Source organism: Streptomyces sp. SolWspMP-5a-2, assembly GCF_900091845.1.
Taxonomy (GTDB): Bacteria; Actinomycetota; Actinomycetes; order Streptomycetales; family Streptomycetaceae; genus Streptomyces; species Streptomyces doudnae.
In genome coordinates, this window is the sequence record NZ_FMCI01000390.1 from 1 (window position 1) to 18063 (window position 18063).

The 18063-nt window shown below is 71.7% G+C and carries 20 protein-coding genes; 8 read left to right on the forward strand and 12 right to left on the reverse strand.

Features of this window, described 5'->3' with window-relative positions; all coding sequences use genetic code 11:
• Window positions 1-257: 257 nt before the first annotated feature.
• On the reverse strand, window positions 258-899 hold the full coding sequence (locus GA0115242_RS38190) for a DNA-3-methyladenine glycosylase (protein WP_093836250.1): 642 nt from the start codon (window positions 897-899) through the stop codon (window positions 258-260).
• 139 nt (window positions 900-1038) lie between these two features.
• Here GA0115242_RS38190 and GA0115242_RS38195 point away from each other — a divergent pair, with 139 nt between their 5' ends.
• From GA0115242_RS38195 to GA0115242_RS38205, 3 genes are all read left to right on the forward strand, one after another.
• The gene (locus tag GA0115242_RS38195) at window positions 1039-1821 is read left to right on the forward strand and encodes a sporulation protein (RefSeq protein ID WP_093836251.1); all 783 of its coding nucleotides are present in this window, start codon (window positions 1039-1041) and stop codon (window positions 1819-1821) included.
• 43 nt (window positions 1822-1864) lie between these two features.
• Window positions 1865-2404: a YbhB/YbcL family Raf kinase inhibitor-like protein gene (locus GA0115242_RS38200; RefSeq protein ID WP_093836252.1), complete on the forward strand. Its 540-nt coding sequence runs from the start codon at window positions 1865-1867 to the stop codon at window positions 2402-2404.
• Between the two features lie 154 nt (window positions 2405-2558).
• Entirely contained in the window at window positions 2559-3065 is a 507-nt protein-coding gene (locus GA0115242_RS38205) for an HNH endonuclease (RefSeq protein WP_093836253.1), read from the forward strand.
• A 246-nt stretch (window positions 3066-3311) separates the two neighbouring features.
• On the opposite strand, the gene GA0115242_RS38210 is transcribed toward GA0115242_RS38205, so the two are convergent.
• The 3 genes from GA0115242_RS38210 to GA0115242_RS38220 form a co-directional block, all read right to left on the reverse strand.
• Window positions 3312-4256 carry an SPFH domain-containing protein gene (locus GA0115242_RS38210; protein ID WP_093836254.1) on the reverse strand — a complete coding sequence of 315 codons (945 nt, stop codon included), beginning with the start codon at window positions 4254-4256 and terminating at the stop codon, window positions 3312-3314.
• A gap of 130 nt (window positions 4257-4386) precedes the next feature.
• Window positions 4387-4815, reverse strand: a complete 429-nt coding sequence (locus tag GA0115242_RS38215; protein ID WP_093836255.1) for an NfeD family protein — start codon at window positions 4813-4815, stop codon at window positions 4387-4389.
• A 49-nt stretch (window positions 4816-4864) separates the two neighbouring features.
• Window positions 4865-5662 (reverse strand): ABC transporter ATP-binding protein, encoded by a 798-nt coding sequence (locus GA0115242_RS38220; RefSeq protein ID WP_093836256.1) that lies wholly within the window; start codon window positions 5660-5662, stop codon window positions 4865-4867.
• A 137-nt stretch (window positions 5663-5799) separates the two neighbouring features.
• Here GA0115242_RS38220 and GA0115242_RS38225 point away from each other — a divergent pair, with 137 nt between their 5' ends.
• Complete coding sequence (locus tag GA0115242_RS38225; protein ID WP_093836257.1) at window positions 5800-6582, forward strand: hypothetical protein; 783 nt, start codon at window positions 5800-5802, stop codon at window positions 6580-6582.
• Window positions 6583-6859: 277 nt separating this feature from the next.
• Here the strand turns inward: GA0115242_RS38225 and GA0115242_RS38230 are convergent, their stop codons facing one another.
• The 4 genes from GA0115242_RS38230 to GA0115242_RS38245 form a co-directional block, all read right to left on the reverse strand.
• Window positions 6860-7099 carry a chaplin gene (locus tag GA0115242_RS38230; protein ID WP_093836258.1) on the reverse strand — a complete coding sequence of 80 codons (240 nt, stop codon included), beginning with the start codon at window positions 7097-7099 and terminating at the stop codon, window positions 6860-6862.
• Window positions 7100-7345: 246 nt separating this feature from the next.
• The gene (chpE, locus tag GA0115242_RS38235; RefSeq protein WP_093836259.1) at window positions 7346-7591 is read right to left on the reverse strand and encodes a chaplin ChpE; all 246 of its coding nucleotides are present in this window, start codon (window positions 7589-7591) and stop codon (window positions 7346-7348) included.
• A gap of 167 nt (window positions 7592-7758) precedes the next feature.
• Window positions 7759-8400 carry a response regulator gene (locus GA0115242_RS38240; RefSeq protein WP_093836260.1) on the reverse strand — a complete coding sequence of 214 codons (642 nt, stop codon included), beginning with the start codon at window positions 8398-8400 and terminating at the stop codon, window positions 7759-7761.
• Window positions 8393-9538 carry a GAF domain-containing sensor histidine kinase gene (locus tag GA0115242_RS38245; RefSeq protein WP_093836261.1) on the reverse strand — a complete coding sequence of 382 codons (1146 nt, stop codon included), beginning with the start codon at window positions 9536-9538 and terminating at the stop codon, window positions 8393-8395. The genes GA0115242_RS38240 and GA0115242_RS38245 overlap by 8 nt, the downstream gene beginning before the upstream one ends.
• A gap of 285 nt (window positions 9539-9823) precedes the next feature.
• Here GA0115242_RS38245 and GA0115242_RS38250 point away from each other — a divergent pair, with 285 nt between their 5' ends.
• The 3 genes from GA0115242_RS38250 to GA0115242_RS38260 all read left to right on the forward strand — a co-directional run bounded on the left by GA0115242_RS38250 (window position 9824) and on the right by GA0115242_RS38260 (window position 12623).
• Window positions 9824-10516 (forward strand): SDR family NAD(P)-dependent oxidoreductase, encoded by a 693-nt coding sequence (locus GA0115242_RS38250; protein ID WP_093836262.1) that lies wholly within the window; start codon window positions 9824-9826, stop codon window positions 10514-10516.
• Entirely contained in the window at window positions 10516-11580 is a 1065-nt protein-coding gene (locus GA0115242_RS38255) for an S-adenosylmethionine:tRNA ribosyltransferase-isomerase (RefSeq protein WP_161353499.1), read from the forward strand. The genes GA0115242_RS38250 and GA0115242_RS38255 overlap by 1 nt, the downstream gene beginning before the upstream one ends.
• A 323-nt stretch (window positions 11581-11903) precedes the next feature.
• Window positions 11904-12623: a transglycosylase SLT domain-containing protein gene (locus GA0115242_RS38260; RefSeq protein WP_093836264.1), complete on the forward strand. Its 720-nt coding sequence runs from the start codon at window positions 11904-11906 to the stop codon at window positions 12621-12623.
• Window positions 12624-12703: 80 nt separating this feature from the next.
• On the opposite strand, the gene GA0115242_RS38265 is transcribed toward GA0115242_RS38260, so the two are convergent.
• The gene (locus GA0115242_RS38265) at window positions 12704-15205 is read right to left on the reverse strand and encodes an ABC transporter ATP-binding protein/permease (RefSeq protein WP_256089853.1); all 2502 of its coding nucleotides are present in this window, start codon (window positions 15203-15205) and stop codon (window positions 12704-12706) included.
• A 380-nt stretch (window positions 15206-15585) separates the two neighbouring features.
• Between GA0115242_RS38265 and serB the strand changes: the two genes are divergently transcribed.
• Entirely contained in the window at window positions 15586-16800 is a 1215-nt protein-coding gene (serB, locus tag GA0115242_RS38270) for a phosphoserine phosphatase SerB (RefSeq protein WP_093836266.1), read from the forward strand.
• 110 nt (window positions 16801-16910) lie between these two features.
• Here serB and GA0115242_RS38275 read toward each other — a convergent pair whose 3' ends face one another.
• The 3 genes from GA0115242_RS38275 to GA0115242_RS42185 form a co-directional block, all read right to left on the reverse strand.
• Window positions 16911-17429: a SixA phosphatase family protein gene (locus tag GA0115242_RS38275; RefSeq protein WP_093836267.1), complete on the reverse strand. Its 519-nt coding sequence runs from the start codon at window positions 17427-17429 to the stop codon at window positions 16911-16913.
• Window positions 17430-17494: 65 nt separating this feature from the next.
• Window positions 17495-17701, reverse strand: a complete 207-nt coding sequence (locus GA0115242_RS38280; protein WP_093836268.1) for a hypothetical protein — start codon at window positions 17699-17701, stop codon at window positions 17495-17497.
• Window positions 17702-17897: 196 nt separating this feature from the next.
• Window positions 17898-18014 carry an SGM_5486 family transporter-associated protein gene (locus GA0115242_RS42185; protein WP_093836269.1) on the reverse strand — a complete coding sequence of 39 codons (117 nt, stop codon included), beginning with the start codon at window positions 18012-18014 and terminating at the stop codon, window positions 17898-17900.
• Between the last annotated feature and the right edge of the window lie 49 nt (window positions 18015-18063).

The window sequence follows — 18063 nt, forward strand, 5'->3', positions numbered from 1 at the left end:
CCGGCGGTTCCGACTGTATCAGATCCTTTCGGGCCTGATTCCCTGTCGGCGGGGCCTTTCGACATTCACTACGTTAGACGATTCCTCCGGCAACTCATAATCGAGTTCCCGAGGCGCGAATTCGGGCATGCGGGCACGCCAAAATTCGACCCTGTCGAGGGGGTGTCTTCTGTAGTGGGTTGGCCGCTTCCGACTGCTGGCGAACGCCGTACCCGGTTCAGCGGCTCGGGATACATTACGCAGCCCGCCACAACGCGTCAACTTGGGCGTCGTCTCGGCGTATGGGCCCGATAGGGGCTCACCGTCGGGTCGTTGACGCTCCAGAAGCGCCAGGGGTGGACGCCACCGGCTCCGGAGACCCCGGTGCGCGGACCGCTGCTCACCTGGTCGGAGGGGACCGGGGTGCCCGTGAGCATCCGCAGCGGGCTGTCGGCGGTGCCGCAGGCGTCCGTTCCGTTCAGGGCGCGGTCCACGCCCAGCGCGGTGGCCAGACGAGCCGGTCCTTTGGCCAGTTCTCTGTCGTTTCGGGCCGAGAGTCGCCGTCCGCGGGCCAGCTCGGCGCCCTCCGTGATCTCCCCGGCGCGGAGCAGGACCGCGCTGGAGGTGCCCTCCGGACCGCAGACCAGGTTCATGCAGAACCACATGCCGTAGGTGAAGTAGACGTACACGTGTCCCGGCGGCCCGAACATGACGTCGTTCCGGGGCGTACGGCCGCGGTAGGCGTGCGAACCCGGGTCGTTGGGACCGTCGTACGCCTCCACCTCCGTGATGCGCAGGGTGATCGGGCCGTCCGGCGTGGTGCGGAGCAGGACGCGGCCCAGGAGGTCAGGGGCGACCTCCAGCACCGGGCGGTCGAAGAACTCCCTGGGCAGTGGCGTACGGTCCGGTGGCGCGATCATGGCGTGCCAGCGTAGTCCAGGCGGATCGGGTCCCAGGGGTGGGCACCGGCCCCCTCGGACCGCCAGGGTGTGGGCGCGGAACCGGTCGTCTCCGGATCGCGTTTGTAGGGACCAGAGGTTCATTCGCAGAGGGAGAGTCATGGCGTTCAAGAAGCTGCTCGCGAGTCTGGGGGCCGGCGGGGCTTCGGTCGAGACGGTGCTGACCGAGGTGAACGTCGTTCCGGGCGGTGTCGTCCAGGGTGAGGTGCGGATCCAGGGCGGGTCCGTGAACCAGGACATCCAGGGGCTGTCCGTGGGGCTCCAGGCCAAGGTCGAGGTCGAGAGCGGGGACGAGGAGTACAAGCAGAACATCGAGTTCACGAAGGTGCGGCTCGGTGACGCCTTCGAGCTGCAGGCGGGGGCCGTGCACGCGGTGCCGTTCGGTCTGGAGATCCCGTGGGAGACGCCGATCACGATGATCGACGGGCAGGCGCTGCGCGGGATGAACATCGGCGTGACGACCGAACTGGCCATCGCGCGTGCAGTGGACTCCGGCGACCTCGACCCGATCAACGTGCACCCGATGCCCGCGCAGAAGGCCATCCTGGACGCCTTCATCCGCCTCGGCTTCCGTTTCAAGAGCGCGGACATGGAGCGCGGTCTGATCCGCGGGACCCGGCAGCGGCTGCCCTTCTACCAGGAGATCGAGTTCCACTCGCCGCAGCAGTACCGCGGGCTGAACGAGGTCGAGCTGAGCTTCGTGGCGGACGAGCACGCCATGGACGTCGTGCTGGAGATGGACAAGAAGCCTGGTCTGTTCAGCGAGGGCAGCGACACCTTCCGCTCGTTCCAGGTGGGGCTGCACGACTACCACGGCACCGACTGGGCCGCCTACCTCAACCAGTGGCTGTCCGAGGTCGGCAGCAAGCGCAACTGGTTCTAGGCTCGGAACCGCTGATTCCAGTCATCGATCAGGAGGTACCGAGGTGACCGAGCTCAAGCGGCGGCCGCTCCCCCATGACTTCCACCCGCCCGTTCCCGCGTTCACGGTGACGAGTGACGACGTCGCGGAGGGCGGCACGCTCAAGGACGCTCAGGTCCACGCGGCCGGCAACATCTCGCCGCAACTGCGGTGGGAGGGCTTCCCGTCCGAGACCAAGAGCTTCGCCGTGACCTGCTACGACCCGGACGCCCCGACGGGCAGCGGGTTCTGGCACTGGGTGGTGTTCGACATCCCGGCCTCGGTCACGGAGCTGCCGGTCGGGGCGGGCACCGGCCCGTTCGCGGGGCTGCCCGAGGGCGCCGTCCAGGCGCGCAACGACTACGGGAGCCGGGACTTCGGCGGCGCCGCGCCGCCCCCCGGTGACGGTCCGCACCGGTACGTGTTCACCGTGTACGCCGTGGACCAGGAGAAGCTCGGCCCCGACGCCGACGCGTCGCCCGCGTTCGTCGGCTTCAACCTGCGTTTCCACGCGATCGCGCGGGCGCAGTTGATCGGTGAGTACGAGATCCCCGCGGAGGGCTGAGCAAGCCCAGCGTTCATTGAACGTTTGCCCGCCTCTGGTCATGGAAGTGATCAGAGGCGGGCATTTTTTATTGCGTTGTCCATCTCGGTACGCCCGTCCAGAGTTGATCCAGGCCCGCCGTGAAGCGGGCAGGTGCGCATGGGAGGTGGGCTTGATGCGGGACACGCTGGTTCTGAACGCGAGTTTCGAACCGCTGTCGACGGTGACGTTGAACCGGGCGATCGTCCTGGTGCTCCAGGACAAGGCCGTCGTCGAGCAGGCCCACCCCGAGCTGCGCATGCGCGGTGCCGCGGTGGACATACCCGCGCCGCGCGTGATCCGGCTCTGCCGGTACGTGCGGGTGCCGTTCCGAAGACGAGCGCCGTGGTCGAGGCGGGGCGTGCTGGTCAGGGACCGGCACCGGTGCGCCTACTGCGGCAGGCGCGCGACGACCGTGGACCACGTGGTGCCGCGCGCGCAGGGCGGCGCGGACTCCTGGCTGAACACCGTCGCCTCCTGCGCCGAGGACAATCACCGCAAGGCCGACCGGACGCCGGAACAGGCCGGGATGCCGTTGCTCCGGCAGCCGTTCGAGCCGACACCGGCCAACGCGATGCTGCTGTCGCTGGGGGCCGAGGACTTCGACGCGCTCCCCTCCTGGCTGGCCCAGGACGCGGCCTGAGCGGGGCCGGGGACACCGCGGCCGCCCACGCGCACTGGGGACAGTGAGGACTATCCGCGGCGGGATGCAGCACGACGGCGCACCACCGGACGCGGCCCGCACCGCACAACTGACCGACGCACGACGCCCGGCGCCTCACGAAACGACAGCTGACACCCGGACACCGGCAGCTCGCGCGGCTGACGGATGACGAGAAGAACCCCGCGTCCCTTCCCGGGGCGCGGGGTTCGGTGTGTGCGGGGTCGGTCAGTCGATGGCGGGCTTCTCGCGGCGCTCCGTGGGCTGCTGCGGGACCCCGCCGCCCGGACCGCCGCCCAGGCCGCCGAAGTTGCCGAACGCGCCGGAGAGGCCCTTGAGGGCGTCGCCGATCTCGCTGGGCACGATCCAGAGCTTGTTGGCGTCGCCCTCGGCGATCTTCGGGAGCATCTGGAGGTACTGGTAGCTGAGGAGCTTCTGGTCGGGGTCGCCCGCGTGGATGGACTCGAAGACGGTGCGGATCGCCTGCGCCTCACCCTCGGCGCGCAGGGCCGCGGCCTTGGCCTCACCCTCGGCACGCAGGATCTGCGACTGCTTCTCACCCTCGGCGGTGAGGATCGCGGCCTGCCGGGTGCCTTCCGCGGTGAGGATCGCGGCGCGCTTGTCACGGTCGGCGCGCATCTGCTTCTCCATCGAGTCCTGGATGGAGGTCGGCGGCTCGATGGCCTTCAGCTCGACGCGGTTGACGCGGATGCCCCACTTGCCGGTCGCCTCGTCGAGGACGCCGCGCAGGGCCGCGTTGATCTCCTCGCGGGAGGTGAGGGTGCGCTCCAGGTCCATGCCACCGATGATGTTGCGGAGGGTGGTGACGGTGAGCTGCTCGATCGCCTGGATGTAGCTGGCCACCTCGTAGGTGGCGGCGCGCGCGTCGGTGACCTGGTAGTAGATGACCGTGTCGATGTTGACGACCAGGTTGTCCTGGGTGATCACCGGCTGCGGCGGGAACGGCACGACCTGTTCACGCAGGTCGATGCGGTTACGGATGGTGTCGATGAACGGCACCACGATGTTGAGCCCCGCGTTGAGCGTGCGCGTGTAGCGGCCGAAGCGCTCCACGATGGCGGCGCTCGCCTGCGGGATGACCTGGATGGTCCTGATCAGGGCGATGAAGACCAACACCACCAGGATGATCAGGACGATGATGATCGGTTCCATCGGTTTCCCCGTACCCTTCTCCGCGTCGGCGCTCTGGGACGATCTTATGCTTGTTGAGGATCTTGCTGGTCGAGTCTGACAGACCGTCGGGCAACTCGTGTGCCGTTCGCCTCAGTTGAGTCCTGCGAGGTCAGATGACGATCGCCGTGGCCCCCTCGATGTCGACGACGTCGACCTCTTGGCCGGCGTCGTAGGCACGGCCGCCGTCGAGCGCGCGGGCCGACCAGACCTCGCCCGCGAGCTTGATCCGCCCGCCCGAACCGTCGACGCGTTCCAGCACGACGGCCTGCCTGCCCTTCAACGCGTCGATCCCGGTGGCGTGTTGGGGCCGCTGGCGGTGGCGGTTGGCGATGGGGCGCACGACGGCGATGAGCGCGACGGACACCGCGGCGAACACCAGCACCTGGAGGATGCCGCCTCCGCCCGCCCCGGCGACTCCCGCGGCCGCGAGGGCGCCCACGGCGAGCATGGCGAACTCGGGCATGGCGGTCACCACGAGCGGGATGCCCAGTGCCGCCGCGCAGACCAGCCACCACACCCATGCGTCGATGTCGTTCACGCGGTCAATGGTAGGTCGGCGATGCCCGTGCGGACAGGGCGCGATGACGTCAGCTCAGCGGAAGACCACGGGCCGTCCAGCGCTCGCCGACCTGCTCGACGACGAGCGGCAGGCCGAAGCAGAGGGAGAGGTTGCGGGAGGTCAGCTCCAGCTCCAGCGGTCCGGCGGCGAGCACCTTGCCGCGGCGGATCATCAGGACGTGCGTGAAGCCCGGGGCGATCTCCTCGACGTGGTGGGTGACCATCAGCATGGAGGGGGCGATCGGGTCGCGGGCGAGACGGCCGAGGCGGCGCACCAGGTCCTCGCGGCCGCCGAGGTCGAGTCCGGCGGCGGGCTCGTCGAGCAGGAGCAGCTCGGGGTCGGTCATCAGGGCCCGCGCGATCAGGACGCGTTTGCGCTCGCCCTCGGAGAGGGTGCCGAACTTCCGGTCGAGGTACTCGCTCATCCCGAGGCGGTCGAGGAAGGCGCGGGCGCGCTTCTCGTCGATCTCCTCGTAGTCCTCCTGCCAGGTGGCCGTCATGCCGTAGGCCGCCGTCAGGACGGTCTCCAGGACCGTCTGGCTCTTGGGGAGCTTGTCGGCCATGGCGAGACCGGCCATGCCGATGCGGGGGCGCAGTTCGAAGACGTCCGTGCCGGGCTTGCCGAGGGTCTCGCCGAGGATGGTGGCGGTGCCCTTGCTGGGGTAGAGGTAGCTGGACGCGACGTTCAGGAGGGTGGTCTTGCCGGCGCCGTTCGGGCCGAGGATGACCCAGCGCTCGCCTTCCTTGACCGACCAGGAGACCTGGTCCACCAGAGCCCGGCCCTCGCGGACCACGGATACGTCCTGAAGCTCCAGAACATCGCTCATGAGCGCGTTGTCTCCCCTTGCTGTGTGACCGGTTCGGCGTCTCGGCGGTCGCGGGCGCCTGTGGGCGCCGCCCTCGAAGAAATCTACGCCACCGGCCGCCCGGTCCCATCCATCGGTCCGGTCCTTAGGGTGGAGGCATGTTCTCGGAACCACGCTCAGGGCGCCTGACGGCATGGGGAAACGCCCTTTTGGTCGGACTTGTCTCACCGGACGACGCGGTGCTCGCGATCGTCGGTGACGATGCCGTGCACCGGGTGGAGGGGCTGCCGGGCGAGGCGGGTCCCGTCGGCCTGACCCTCGCCCTGGGGCGGCTGCGGGCGCTGGGGGTGAACGGGCTGCGGCTCGCGCTGCCGGTGCCAGGACATCCGCTCGGGCTCAGCGGGCCGCCGGAGTTCAACGCGCGGGCGCTCGACGCGGCGGAGGCCGTCGTCTGTCACGGCGCGGCCCTCGGCCTCGTCCCCGAGGTGTCCGAGGCCGGGCCCGAGGGCGATCTGCACGTGGAGGTGGTCTGGCACTGCCTGCCGGTGCGGGAGGCGCCCCCGGCCGACGTGCCGTCGCTCGGTGAGGCGGAGCGCGAGCTGGCGGAGGCGCTGCGGGAGGCGACGGAGGTGCTGTCGCGGCTCGACGTGGCGGGGTCGGGGCCGGTCGCGGAGGCGGCGATCGACGCGTACCGGGCGCGCGCCGAGCGGGGACGGGAGGCGCTGGCGCCGGGGTATCCGCCGCGCGCGGTACGGGTCCTGGAGCTGGCGGACCGGGTGGGGACGCTGGTGTCGCTGGCGTCCGGCACCGGGCACGGCGGTGCGGTGAGCGCCGGGGAGATGTCGGCGCGGGCGCTGGCCCTGCGCCCGGTGGAGCGGACGGCCCGGCGGGCGCTGGTCGCGGCGTACAACTCCGTCGTGGAGGAGCGGGAACGGGGTTGAGGTGACGGATGGCGGGGGGGGTGGGCGCCAGGTGACGGCCGGCGCCACGCACGCGGAGGACCCGGCTCCCGGCTCCCGGCTCCCGGCTCCCGGCTCCCGGCTCCCGGCTCCCGGCTCCCGGCTCCCGGCTCCCGGCGATGGTGTCCCGGCCGCCGCTGCGTCGGCCCGAAGGGTCGGGCCGGGTCCCGGTCGGCCCGGCTCGTCCCGGCCGCGACCGGGTACGACGGAGGCCCCGCCGGTCGGTGTCGACCTGCGGGGCCTCGTCGGTCCGGCTGGATCAGCCGTTGGCGGCCTGGTTGCCGAAGGCCGGGTTCAGCAGGCCGATCACGTTGATGCTGTCGCCGACCACGTTGACCGGGATGTGGACGGGGACCTGCACGGCGTTGCCCGAGGCGACACCCGGCGACTTCACGGCCGCGCCGTCGGCACCCGCGTCGGCGACAGCGGCGCCCGCCGAGGCACCGGCCGCGATACCCGCGACGGTGAGGGCGAGGGCTGCCTTCTTGGCGATGTTCATGTGAAGTGTTCCTCCTGCTGCTGAATACGAGTCCGACCCGGCCGCGGGCCGTGAGCTGACCAACGCCGCACACGACGGGGACGGCACGGGACGGTCCGCGCAACCGTCCGTTCGGATCAGTCGGAGGAAAATCGGAGGAACGGCAGCGGCGGCGGAGTGCGCGGCGGGGCGCCGGGGCCGCGGACAGCCGAACGGCCTCCCGGTGGTGGCCGGGAGGCCGGTGGTCGAGCCCCGTGGGGTCCGACGTCAGTGGTTCAGGCCGAGGTTGCCGAAGGCCGGGTTCAGCACGCCGATCACGTTCACGCTGTTGCCGACCGCGTTCACGGGGACGTGCACCGGGACCTGGACGACGTTGCCCGAGGCGACACCCGGGGAGCCGTGGGCCTCGCCGGCGGCCAGCGAGCCGTCGGTGGCGGAGGCCAGGCCCGCACCGGCGGCGATCAGCCCGCCGGCCACCATCGTCACGGCCGCTGCCTTCTTCAGGTTCTTCACTTCTGAGCCCTCCTGGTGATCGCCGCGACGGTTCGCCGCGGCACGCACTGGAGAACGGCCGGGGCCTCCGGAGGTTGCGCCATTCGGGGGACATTCCCACGACGGTATGAATCTCGGCCCGGAACGCGACCTTCCGGTGACCGCGCGCCCGCTGACGCGCCCCCTGGTCAGTCCGCCGCCCCGTGCCGCACGGCCCAGAGCGCGGCCTGGGTGCGGTCCGCCAGGTCGAGCTTCATCAGGATGTTCGAGACGTGGGTCTTGACGGTCTTCTCGGAGAGGACGAGGGCGCGGGCGATCTCGCGGTTGGAGCGGCCGTCCGCTATCAGGCCGAGCACCTCGCGCTCCCGTTCGGTGAGCGAACCGGCCCGGCCGCCGCCTGAGTTGGTCTCCTCCTGGGACAACAGGGCCCCGGCCACCTCGGGTTGGAGCAGGATGTGGCCCGCGTGCACCGAGCGGATGGCACCGGCGAGGGCGTCCGGGTCCACGTCCTTGTAGACGTACCCGGCGGCTCCCGCGCGCAACGCCGGTACCACCGTGCGCTGTTCGGTGAAGCTGGTGACGATGAGCACCCGGGCGGGGTTGTCGAGTCCGCGCAGGCGGCGCAGTGCCTCCACGCCGTCCATGCCGGGCATCTTGACGTCCATGAGGACGACGTCGGGTCGCAGCTCCTCGGCGCGGGCGACGCCCTCGGCGCCGTCGGCCGCCTCCCCCACGACCTCGATGTCGTCCTGCACCTCCAGGAAGGTGCGCAGGCCCCGGCGGACGACCTGGTGGTCGTCGACGAGGAGCACCTTGATCGCGTCAGCCACCGGGAACCTCCATCTCGATCGTGGTGCCCTCGCCGGGCGCCGATTGCACGGTCAGGCTGCCGCCGACGCCGCTGGTGCGGTCGTGCATGGAGACCAGGCCGAGGTGGCGGCCCGCGCGGCGGGTGGTCTGCGGGTCGAAGCCCTTGCCGTCGTCGGTGACGCGCAGCACGACTCCGCCGCCGCGGCGGCCGACGGTCACGGCGACGCGGGCGGCCCCGGAGTGGCGCAGCGCGTTGTGCAGCGCTTCCTGGGCGACTCGCAGGAGGGCTTCCTCCTGGGCGGCGGGCAGGGCGCGGAATCCGGTGCTGGTGAAGGTGACGCGCGCGGCGTGGGCGCGGTCGAGGACGTGGATCTGGGTGCGCAGGGTGGCGAGGAGGCCGTCCTCGTCCAGGGCGGCGGGGCGCAGTTCGACGACGGCGGCGCGCAGTTCGTCGGCGGCCTCGGCGGCGAGCGCGGCGACCTGCTGGAGTTCGCCCTTGGCGCGGCCCGGGTCGCGGTCGACGAGGGCGGCGGCGGCCTGGGCGGTCAGGCGCAGGGAGAACAGCTTCTGGCTGACGGCGTCGTGCAGTTCGTGGGCGAGGCGGGAGCGTTCCTCGGCGATGGTGAGTTCACGGCTGCGCTCGTAGAGGCGGGCGTTGGTGAGGGCGATCGCGGCGTGCTGGGCGAGGATCGCGAGGAGTTCCTCGTCCTCCTCGGTGAAGCCGCAGCCGCCGTCCGGCTTCGCGCGGTTCTTGTTGGCGAGGAAGAGGGCGCCGATCACCTCGTCGCCGTCGCGGACGGGCAGGCCGAGGAAGTCGGACATGTCCGGGTGGGCGGCGGGCCAGCCCTCGAAGCGGGGGTCCTTGCGGACGTCGGCGAGGCGCTCGGGTTCGGCCTGGTGGAGCATCGCGGCGAGGATGCCGTGCTGGCGCGGGAGGGGTCCGATGGCCTTCCACTGGGCGTCGCTGACGCCGTCCACGACGAACTGGGCGAAGCCCCCGTGGTCGTCCGGGACGCCGAGGGCGGCGTACTGGGCGTCGAGCAGTTCCCGGGCGGAGGCGACGATCGTCTTGAGGACGTCGCGCACCTCCAGGTGCCTGCTCATGGCCAGCAGCGCGGCGCTGACCGCGGCGAGGCCGGACCGTGGACCTTGACTCATGACCTCACGGTACCGGCGGGGTCCGACAGCGCGGATCGGGCCGCCGACGGCCTCGCGCCGGGCCGGTGGTCCTAGGTCGCCGGGTCCGCGGGGGCGTCGTCCGTCCTGGTCCGGAGGTCCCGCGGGACGGCGGTGCCGCCTAGGCCGCAGGTCCCCCGGACGGGGGTGTAGGGCGAAGGGCCCCTGCGGTCGCGACCGGCGTCCGAGGCGGCGGGGGCGGTGCCGTTCCTAGCGTGGAGGCACGTCGATCAGCGGCGCGCGGGAACGGACGAGGGGACGTGGATCATGCCGGTGGCGATCATCACGGGGGCGTCGAAGGGGCTGGGGCGGGCGCTGGCCGAGGGGCTGGCGGGGCGGGGCTGGGATCTGGTGCTGGACGCGCGGACGCCGGGGCCGCTGGCACGGGCGGCGCGGGGGCTGTCCCGGCACGGCACGCGCGTGACGGCGCTCGCCGGGGACGTCACGGACGCGGGGCACCGGGCGGAGCTGGTGGCGGCGGCCGGGCGGCTGGGCGGGGTGGATCTGCTGGTGCACAACGCGAGCGCGCTGGGTGCCGAGCCGCTGGTGGAGCTGGCGGAGCTGCCCGTGGCCGGGCTGCGGCGGGCGCTGGAGGTGAACGTGGTGGCCGCGCTCGGGCTGGTCCAGGAGGCGCTGGTGCCGCTCAGGGCGGCGGAGGCGGGCGCGGTCGTGGTGGTCGGCTCGGACGCGGCGGTGGAGGCGTACGGGACCTGGGGCGGGTACGGGGCGTCCAAGGCGGCCCTGGAACGGCTCGCGGCCGTGCTGGGGGTCGAGGAGCCCGGACTGCGGGTGTGGGCGGTGGATCCGGGCGACATGGCGACGGACCTGTACGCGGCGGCCGTGCCCGGCGACGAGGAGGCGCGTCCGGCGCCCGGGGCGGTGGTGCCGGCGTTCCTGCGGCTGCTGGACGAGCGGCCCGCGAGCGGCCGGTACACGGCCCCCTCGCTGCTGGGGGCGTGATGGCGCTCACGGTGGAGGTTCCCTCCGAGCTGTCGGCGCGGGTGCCGGCCGAGCAGCGGGGGCCCGGCCGGGACGCGGTGCGGCTGCTGGTGTCGCGGGGGACGGCGGTGTCGCACCACGCGTTCCGGGAGCTGCCCCTGCTGCTGCGGGCCGGTGATCTGCTGGTGGTGAACACGTCACCGACGGTGGCCGCCGCGGTGGACGGGCGGATCGGGCACACGCGCGTGGTGGTGCACTTCTCGACGCGCGGGGACGACGGGCGGTGGGCGGTGGAGCTGCGGGAGCCGTCGGGGGACGGCAGCACGCGGGCGCGTGCGGGCGGGCCCGCGGGGACGCGGGTGCGGCTCGCGGGCGGCGGGGAGCTGGTGCTGGCGGAGCCGCTGAGCCCCCGCGGGGAGCGGTTGTGGTGGGCGGGGGTGTCGGGGGCGGACGTGCCGGGGCTGCTGCGGGAGCGCGGGCGGCCCATCCGTTACTCCTACACGGACCGCGATCAGCCACTGTCCGTGTACCAGACGGTGTTCGCGCTGCCGTCGGACGCGGGCACGGGGAGCGCGGAGATGCCGAGCGCGGCCCGGCCCTTCACGGCGGGGCTGGTGACGGAGCTGGTGAGCCGGGGGGTGTGGTTCGCGCCGATCGGCCTGGACACCGGGGTGGCGTCGGCCGAGGCGCACGAGCCGCCGTATCCGGAGCGGTTCTCGGTGCCGGAGGCGTCGGCGCGGCTGATCAACACGGCGCGGGCGGCCGGTGGGCGGGTGGTGGCGGTGGGGACGACGGCGGTGCGGGCGGTGGAGTCGGCCGCGGGGGCGGACGGCGTCGTCCGCGCGCGTGCGGGCTGGACGGACCTGGTGGTGACCCCGGAGCGCGGGGTGCGGGTGGTGGACGGGCTGCTGACCGGGCTGCACGAGCCGCAGGCGTCGCATCTGCTGATGCTGGCGGCGGTCGCCGGGCGGGCGGCGGTGGAGTGCGGGTACGCGGCGGCGGTGCGGGAGCGCTATCTGTGGCACGAGTTCGGGGACGTCCATCTGCTGCTTCCGGCCGAGGACCTCACAGACAGCATTGCTTGAGCAACCGATGGTGAGATCGGGGTGCCCCGCGTGTGAGCCCGCACATAGGGCGCAGGTCACCTACGAAGGAGCGTAGGAGATCGAGATGTCCCGAATGAGCGGCGAGGACTTTCCTATCTGTCCTGCTTTGCACCACCCCGCTCCACTACCCGGCTTCGTACGTCACACCTTTGCCAGGGCATTTTGCGGCCGCTAAGAATTGCTCTCGTCGCTCGGCGCCGCGGGTTTCCGCTCACGGCGTTCCCACGGGAGGACCCGAGTTCCTCCCGCCGGATGTCCGGACGTAGAGCGACCTCCGCGCTATTCGAAGAGGTCCGTCTGCCATGCCCAAGAACATCTCCTTCCGTGATCGAACCCGTGCCCTGACCCGTCGCCACAAGATCGCCGTCGCCGGTGTCGCCACGCTCGGTGCCGCCGCCCTCGCGTTCTCCGCGGTGCCGGGCAACGCCGAGCCCACCACGAGCGAGGCCGCTTCCCAGGCGCAGACCCACGTCGCGTACAGCACGAAGCCGATCAAGGACGTCAAGGCCAGCGTCACCGACCAGCTCGCCAGCGCCAGCCTGAAGGCCGAGGCCGCCAAGGCGAAGGCCGCGTCGAAGGCCGCCGCGCACAAGAAGGCCGAGGCCGCCGCCAAGAAGAAGGCCGAGGCCGCCCACAAGGCGAAGACCGCGAGCCGCTCCGCGGAGCGCGCCGCCGTCAAGCCGGCCGCCGCCAAGACGTACAGCAACAACCTGCACGGCTGGATCAGCGAGTCCCTCGACATCATGAAGGCCAAGGGCATACCCGGTTCGTACAACGGTCTGTACCGCAACATCATGCGGGAGTCCTCGGGTAACCCGAACGCCATCAACGGCTGGGACATCAACGCGATCAACGGCGTCCCGTCGAAGGGTCTGCTGCAGGTCATCCCGCCGACGTTCAAGGCGTACCACGTCAAGGGCACGTCCTCGAACATCTACGACCCGGTCGCCAACATCACCGCCGCCGCCAACTACGCGGCCGACAAGTACGGCACCATCGACAACGTCAACAGCGCGTACTGAGGTCGGCGCGGACCTCTCCACGTGAACGCCGAAGGGCGGCACCCCGCACGGGGTGCCGCCCTTCCCGCCGTCCGGGACGGCTAGTCGCGCATGACCTCGGGCTCGTGGCGGCGCAGGAAGCGGGCCACGAAGAAGCCGCAGATCACCCCGAGGACGACCAGAGCGATCATGTCCATGCTCCAGGCGCCGACGGTGTGCTCCCAGAGCGGGTCGTTGCTCTCACCCGTGTCGGGCGGGCTGATCTTGTTGAAGTCGAGGGTGGCGCCCGCCGCGGCCACCGCCCAGCGGGACGGCATCAGGTACGAGAACTGGTTGACGCCGACCGTGCCGCCCAGGGTGAACAGGCAGCCCGTGAAGACGATCTGGATGATCGCGAACATGACCAGCAGCGGCATGGTCTTCTCGGCCGTCTTGACCAGTGCGGAGATGATCAGGCCGAACATCATCGCGGTGAAGCCGAGCGCCATGATCGGCAGCGACAGCTCCAGCATGGTGGAACCGCCGAAGACCAGGCCCTTCTCCGGCAGCTCACGGTTGGAGAAGCCGATGACGCCGACCAGCAGGCCCTGGAAGACGGTGATCAGGCCGAGCACGAACACCTTGGACATCAGGTACGCCGAGCGGGACAGGCCGGTGGCCCGCTCCCGCTCGTAGATGACCCGTTCCTTGATCAGCTCGCGGACGGAGTTCGCGGCCCCCGCGAAGCAGGCGCCGACCGCGAGGATCAGCAGGACGGTGGTGGCGGTGCCGTTGGGGATGATCCGGCCGGTCTGCGGGTTGGCCGGGTTCGGCAGCAGACCCCGGTCCGGGTTGATCAGCAGGCTCACCGCGCCGAGGACGCCCGGCAGGATCACCATCAGCGCCAGGAAGCCCCGGTCGGAGATGAGGACCGCGGAGTACCGGCGCACCAGGGTGACGAACTGGCTCATCCAGCCCTGCGGCTTCGGCGGCTTCATGCCCTGCATCGGGGCGGCCTGCGCGGGCTGCGGCGCGACGGCGTCGATGTCCGCCGCGTACATCTGGTAGTGCTGCGAGCCCTTCCAGCGGCCCGCCCAGTCGTAGTCGCGGTAGTTCTCGAAGGCGGAGAAGACGTCGGCCCAGGTGTCGTAGCCGAAGAAGTTCAGCGCCTCCTCGGGCGGGCCGAAGTAGGCGACGCTGCCGCCGGGCGCCATCACCAGCAGCTTGTCGCAGATGGCGAGTTCGGCGACGGAGTGCGTGACGACGAGGACCGTGCGGCCGTCGTCGGCGAGGCCGCGCAGCAGCTGCATGACGTCGCGGTCCATGCCCGGGTCGAGACCCGAGGTCGGCTCGTCCAGGAAGATCAGCGACGGCTTGGTGAGCAGTTCGAGGGCGACCGAGACGCGCTTGCGCTGACCGCCGGAGAGCGAGGAGACCCGCTTCTCCTTGTGGATGTCGAGCTTCAGCTCGCGCAGCACCTCGTCGATGCGGGCGTTGCGCTCGGCGGCCGTGGTGTCGGCGGGGAAGCGCAGCTTGGCCGCGTACTTGAGCGCCTTCTTGACCGTCAGTTCCTTGTGCAGGATGTCGTCCTGCGGGACCAGGCCGATGCGCTGGCGCAGCTCCGCGAACTGCTTGTAGAGGTTGCGGTTGTCGTACAGGACGTCGCCCTGGTCGGCGGGCCGGTAGCCGGTGAGCGCCTTGAGCAGGGTGGACTTGCCCGACCCGGACGGGCCGATGACCGCGATCAGGGACTTCTCCGGGACACCGAAGGAGACGTCCTTGAGGATCTGCTTGCCGCCGTCGACCGTGACGGTCAGATGGCGGGCCGAGAAGGACACCTCGCCGGTGTCGACGAACTCCTCCAGGCGGTCCCCGACGATCCGGAACGTGGAGTGGCCGACGCCGACGACGTCGGTCGGGCCGAGCACCTGGGTGCTGCCCTTGGCGATCTGCAGGCCGTTGACGTACGTGCCGTTGTGCGAGCCGAGGTCGCGGATCTCCATCCGCCCGTCGGGCGTCGCGTGGAACTCGGCGTGGTGGCGCGAGACCTGGAGGTCGGAGACGACCAGCTCGTTCTCCAGGGCGCGGCCGATGCGCATCACGCGGCCGAGCGAGAACTGGTGGAACGTGGTCGGGGAGCGGTCGCCGCGGACCGGCGCGGCACCGTCCGCGCCCTGCTGGGCCGGGATCCGGCCACCGGGCTGCTGCGGCGGCTGCCAGTCCCGCTGGGGCGCGGCCTGCTGCGGCTGCTGCCCCCAGCCCGCGCCCTGCGCTGCGGGCGGCGACTGCTGCTGGGCCGGTGCCTGCTGGGGCTGGGGCGCGGTGACGGCGGCGGCGCCCTGCGCGCTCAGCCGCGGACCGTCGGTCGCGTTGCCCAGGTGGACGGCCGTACCGGGGCCTATCTCCGCGCGGTTGACGCGCTGGCCCGCCACGAAGGTGCCGTTGGTGCTGCCGTGGTCCTCCACGACCCAACCGCTTCCGTCCCAGGTGATCGTGGCGTGGCGCCAGGAGACCCTGGCGTCGTCCAGCACGATGTCGCCCTGCGGATCGCGTCCGAGGGTGTATGGCCTGGACGCGTCGAGCGTCCAGGTGCGTCCATTCGATTCCAGTACGAGTTCCGGCACGCCAAGCCCCACTGAGTAGTCCCCCGATTTACCCCCGTCGCAGGGAGTCTAGGGATGTCGAACATCGTCGGGCACTATTTCAGGCTCGCACCCCTGACCGAAAGTCGGGTCTTGCGCGGACCCCGCCCGTCCGCTCCGGCGTGCGCGGCCCGTGGCCCCGACCCGTCGGCCCGCCCGGCGGCTCTCCCCCGGGCAGCGCACGCCGGGGCGCGCGGGCACGGGCACGCGGGCGCCGAGCACGTGCCGACGGCGGCGCACGCCGGGCGCGCCCGGGGGGCACCGGTCACGCGGCCGTCACCGTGCCGCCGTCCACTGTTCGGTGTCCGCTGGTCGGACCGCTGCGGCGGAAGGCACGGGGTGCCGGATACGGTGGGTCCACCATGAGCGCTTCGCAGCCTTCGTCCCCGGACGCCCCCACTCTCCTCGTCAAGATCTTCGGCAAGGACCGGCCGGGCATCACGGCCGGCCTCTTCGACACCCTCGCCGCCTTCTCCGTCGACGTCGTCGACATCGAGCAGGTCGTCACCCGCGGCCGCATGGTGCTGTGCGCGCTGGTCACGGAACCGGCCGAGGGCGAGGAGGGCAATCTGCGCTCCACCGTCCACAGCTGGGCGGAGTCGATGAAGATGCAGGCCGAGATCATCTCCGGGCTCGGCGACAACCGCCCGCGCGGACTGGGCCGTTCCCTGGTGACGGTGCTCGGTCATCCGCTCACCGCCGAGGCGACGGCGGCCATAGCGGCCCGCATCACCCGGGCGGGCGGCAACATCGACCGCATCTTCCGGCTGGCCAAGTACCCCGTGACGGCCGTCGAGTTCGCGGTCTCCGGCGTCGAGACGGAGCCGCTGCGCACCGCCCTGGTCACCGAGGCGGGCGCGCTCGGCGTGGACGTCGCGGTGGTCGCCGCCGGGCTGCACCGCAGGGCGCAGCGCCTGATCGTGATGGACGTCGACTCGACGCTCATCCAGGACGAGGTCATCGAGCTGTTCGCGGCGCACGCGGGCTGCGAGGCCGAGGTCGCCGAGGTGACGGCGGCGGCGATGCGCGGGGAGCTGGACTTCGAGCAGTCGCTGCACGCACGCGTGGCGCTGCTCGCGGGGCTGGACGCCTCGGCGGTGGAGAAGGTGCGCAGCGAGGTGCGGCTGACGCCGGGCGCGCGCACCCTGATCCGGACGCTGAAGCGGCTCGGCTACCAAGTGGGCGTGGTCTCCGGGGGGTTCACCCAGGTGACCGACGATCTGCGGGAGCGGCTCGGGCTGGACTTCGCGCAGGCCAACACGTTGGAGATCGTCGACGGGAAGCTGACCGGGCGGGTCACCGGGGAGATCGTGGACCGGGCGGGCAAGGCGCGGCTGCTGCGCCGGTTCGCCGCCGAGGCGGGTGTGCCGCTGGCGCAGACGGTGGCGATCGGCGACGGCGCGAACGACCTGGACATGCTGAACGCGGCCGGGCTCGGGGTCGCCTTCAACGCGAAGCCGGTGGTCCGGCAGGCGGCGCACACCGCGGTGAACGTGCCGTTCCTCGACACCGTCCTGTACCTGCTGGGCGTCACGCGTGAAGAGGTCGAGGCGGCGGACACCAACGTCGACGTCTGAGGCGGCGCGCGGCGCTCACGCCGTCCGGCGCGGGCCGGGGGCCCGGCACCTGCGGCAGGTGCCGGGCCCCCGGTATCTCGGTCTCTCGGTCTCTCGGTCTGCGTAACGGGTTACTCGGACGGTGCCCAGAAGTCGACCAGCGTGGCGGTGCCGGGCTCCAGCGTCTTCCAGGAGCCCTCGAAGGTCAGGACGGCGAACGCGGCGGCCGGGAAGCCGCGGCGGGCGAGCCGGTCCCGGGAGTCGCCCTCGGCCTCGCCCGCGAGGATCTCGGCGAGGCTCTGCACCCCCGGGTTGTGGCCGATCAGGACGGCGTTGCGGGTGTCGTCGGGGGTCTCGTTCAGCAGCGCGATCAGTTCGCCGGGAGAGGCGTCGTAGATGCGCTCCTCGTAGACGGTTTTCGGCCGGTTCGGGAACTCGTGGACAGCCAGTTTCCAGGTCTCGCGGGTCCGGATCGACGTGGAGCAGAGAGCCAGGTCGAGGGGGACGCCGGTGTCGGCCAGCCTGCGTCCGGCTTCCGCGGCGTCCAGACGGCCCCGCTCGGCGAGGGGGCGCTCATGGTCGGTCACCTGCGGCCAGTCGGCTTTCGCATGCCGGAAGAGGACGATCCTGCGGGGTTCTGCGACGCTCATACACTCCAGCTTCGCACGAAACAGGCCATGGGGCGCAGGGAGTTGACGTGCCGCTCCGTCGGTGCTCAGTGACCCAGCAGTTGCTGTGCGCGCTCGACGAGGTGGCTGATCGCCGGGTCGCCCGCCGCCGCCTGGGCGTCGGTGGGGTTGAGCATCAGGGCGAGCAGCGCGACGAAGGCCAGGGCGGGCAGGGCCAGCGCCCACCAGGGCAGTCTGATGTCGACACCGCCCCGGTCCGCCGGGTGGTGCCGGGTCTGTGTACTGGCCGACATCGCTGCCTCCGCTGGCTTCGGACGGGTCCGGTGGGCGGGCCGCGGTCCCGATGCCGCGGTCACACCCCGACGCTACGGAACGCGCGGCCCCCAACCCATCCGGAGATCCACCCACTTGACCCTGACACCCGCCCCCTAGGGGATGGGGGGTTAACCCCACCCCTGGGGTCAGGTGCGCCGGGCGGGGCGGCCGTGGTCAGGGGGAGGCGATCGTCGCGATGATGCCGATGATCACGAAGATGGCGAAGAACGAACCGAAGACCAGGAGCATCTTCTTCTGGCCGTTGCGGGGATTCGGGTCGAGCACTGGCATGGCGCCAGTCTCGCACCCCCGGCGGGGGACGGGCCCGCCGGGGGTGAGG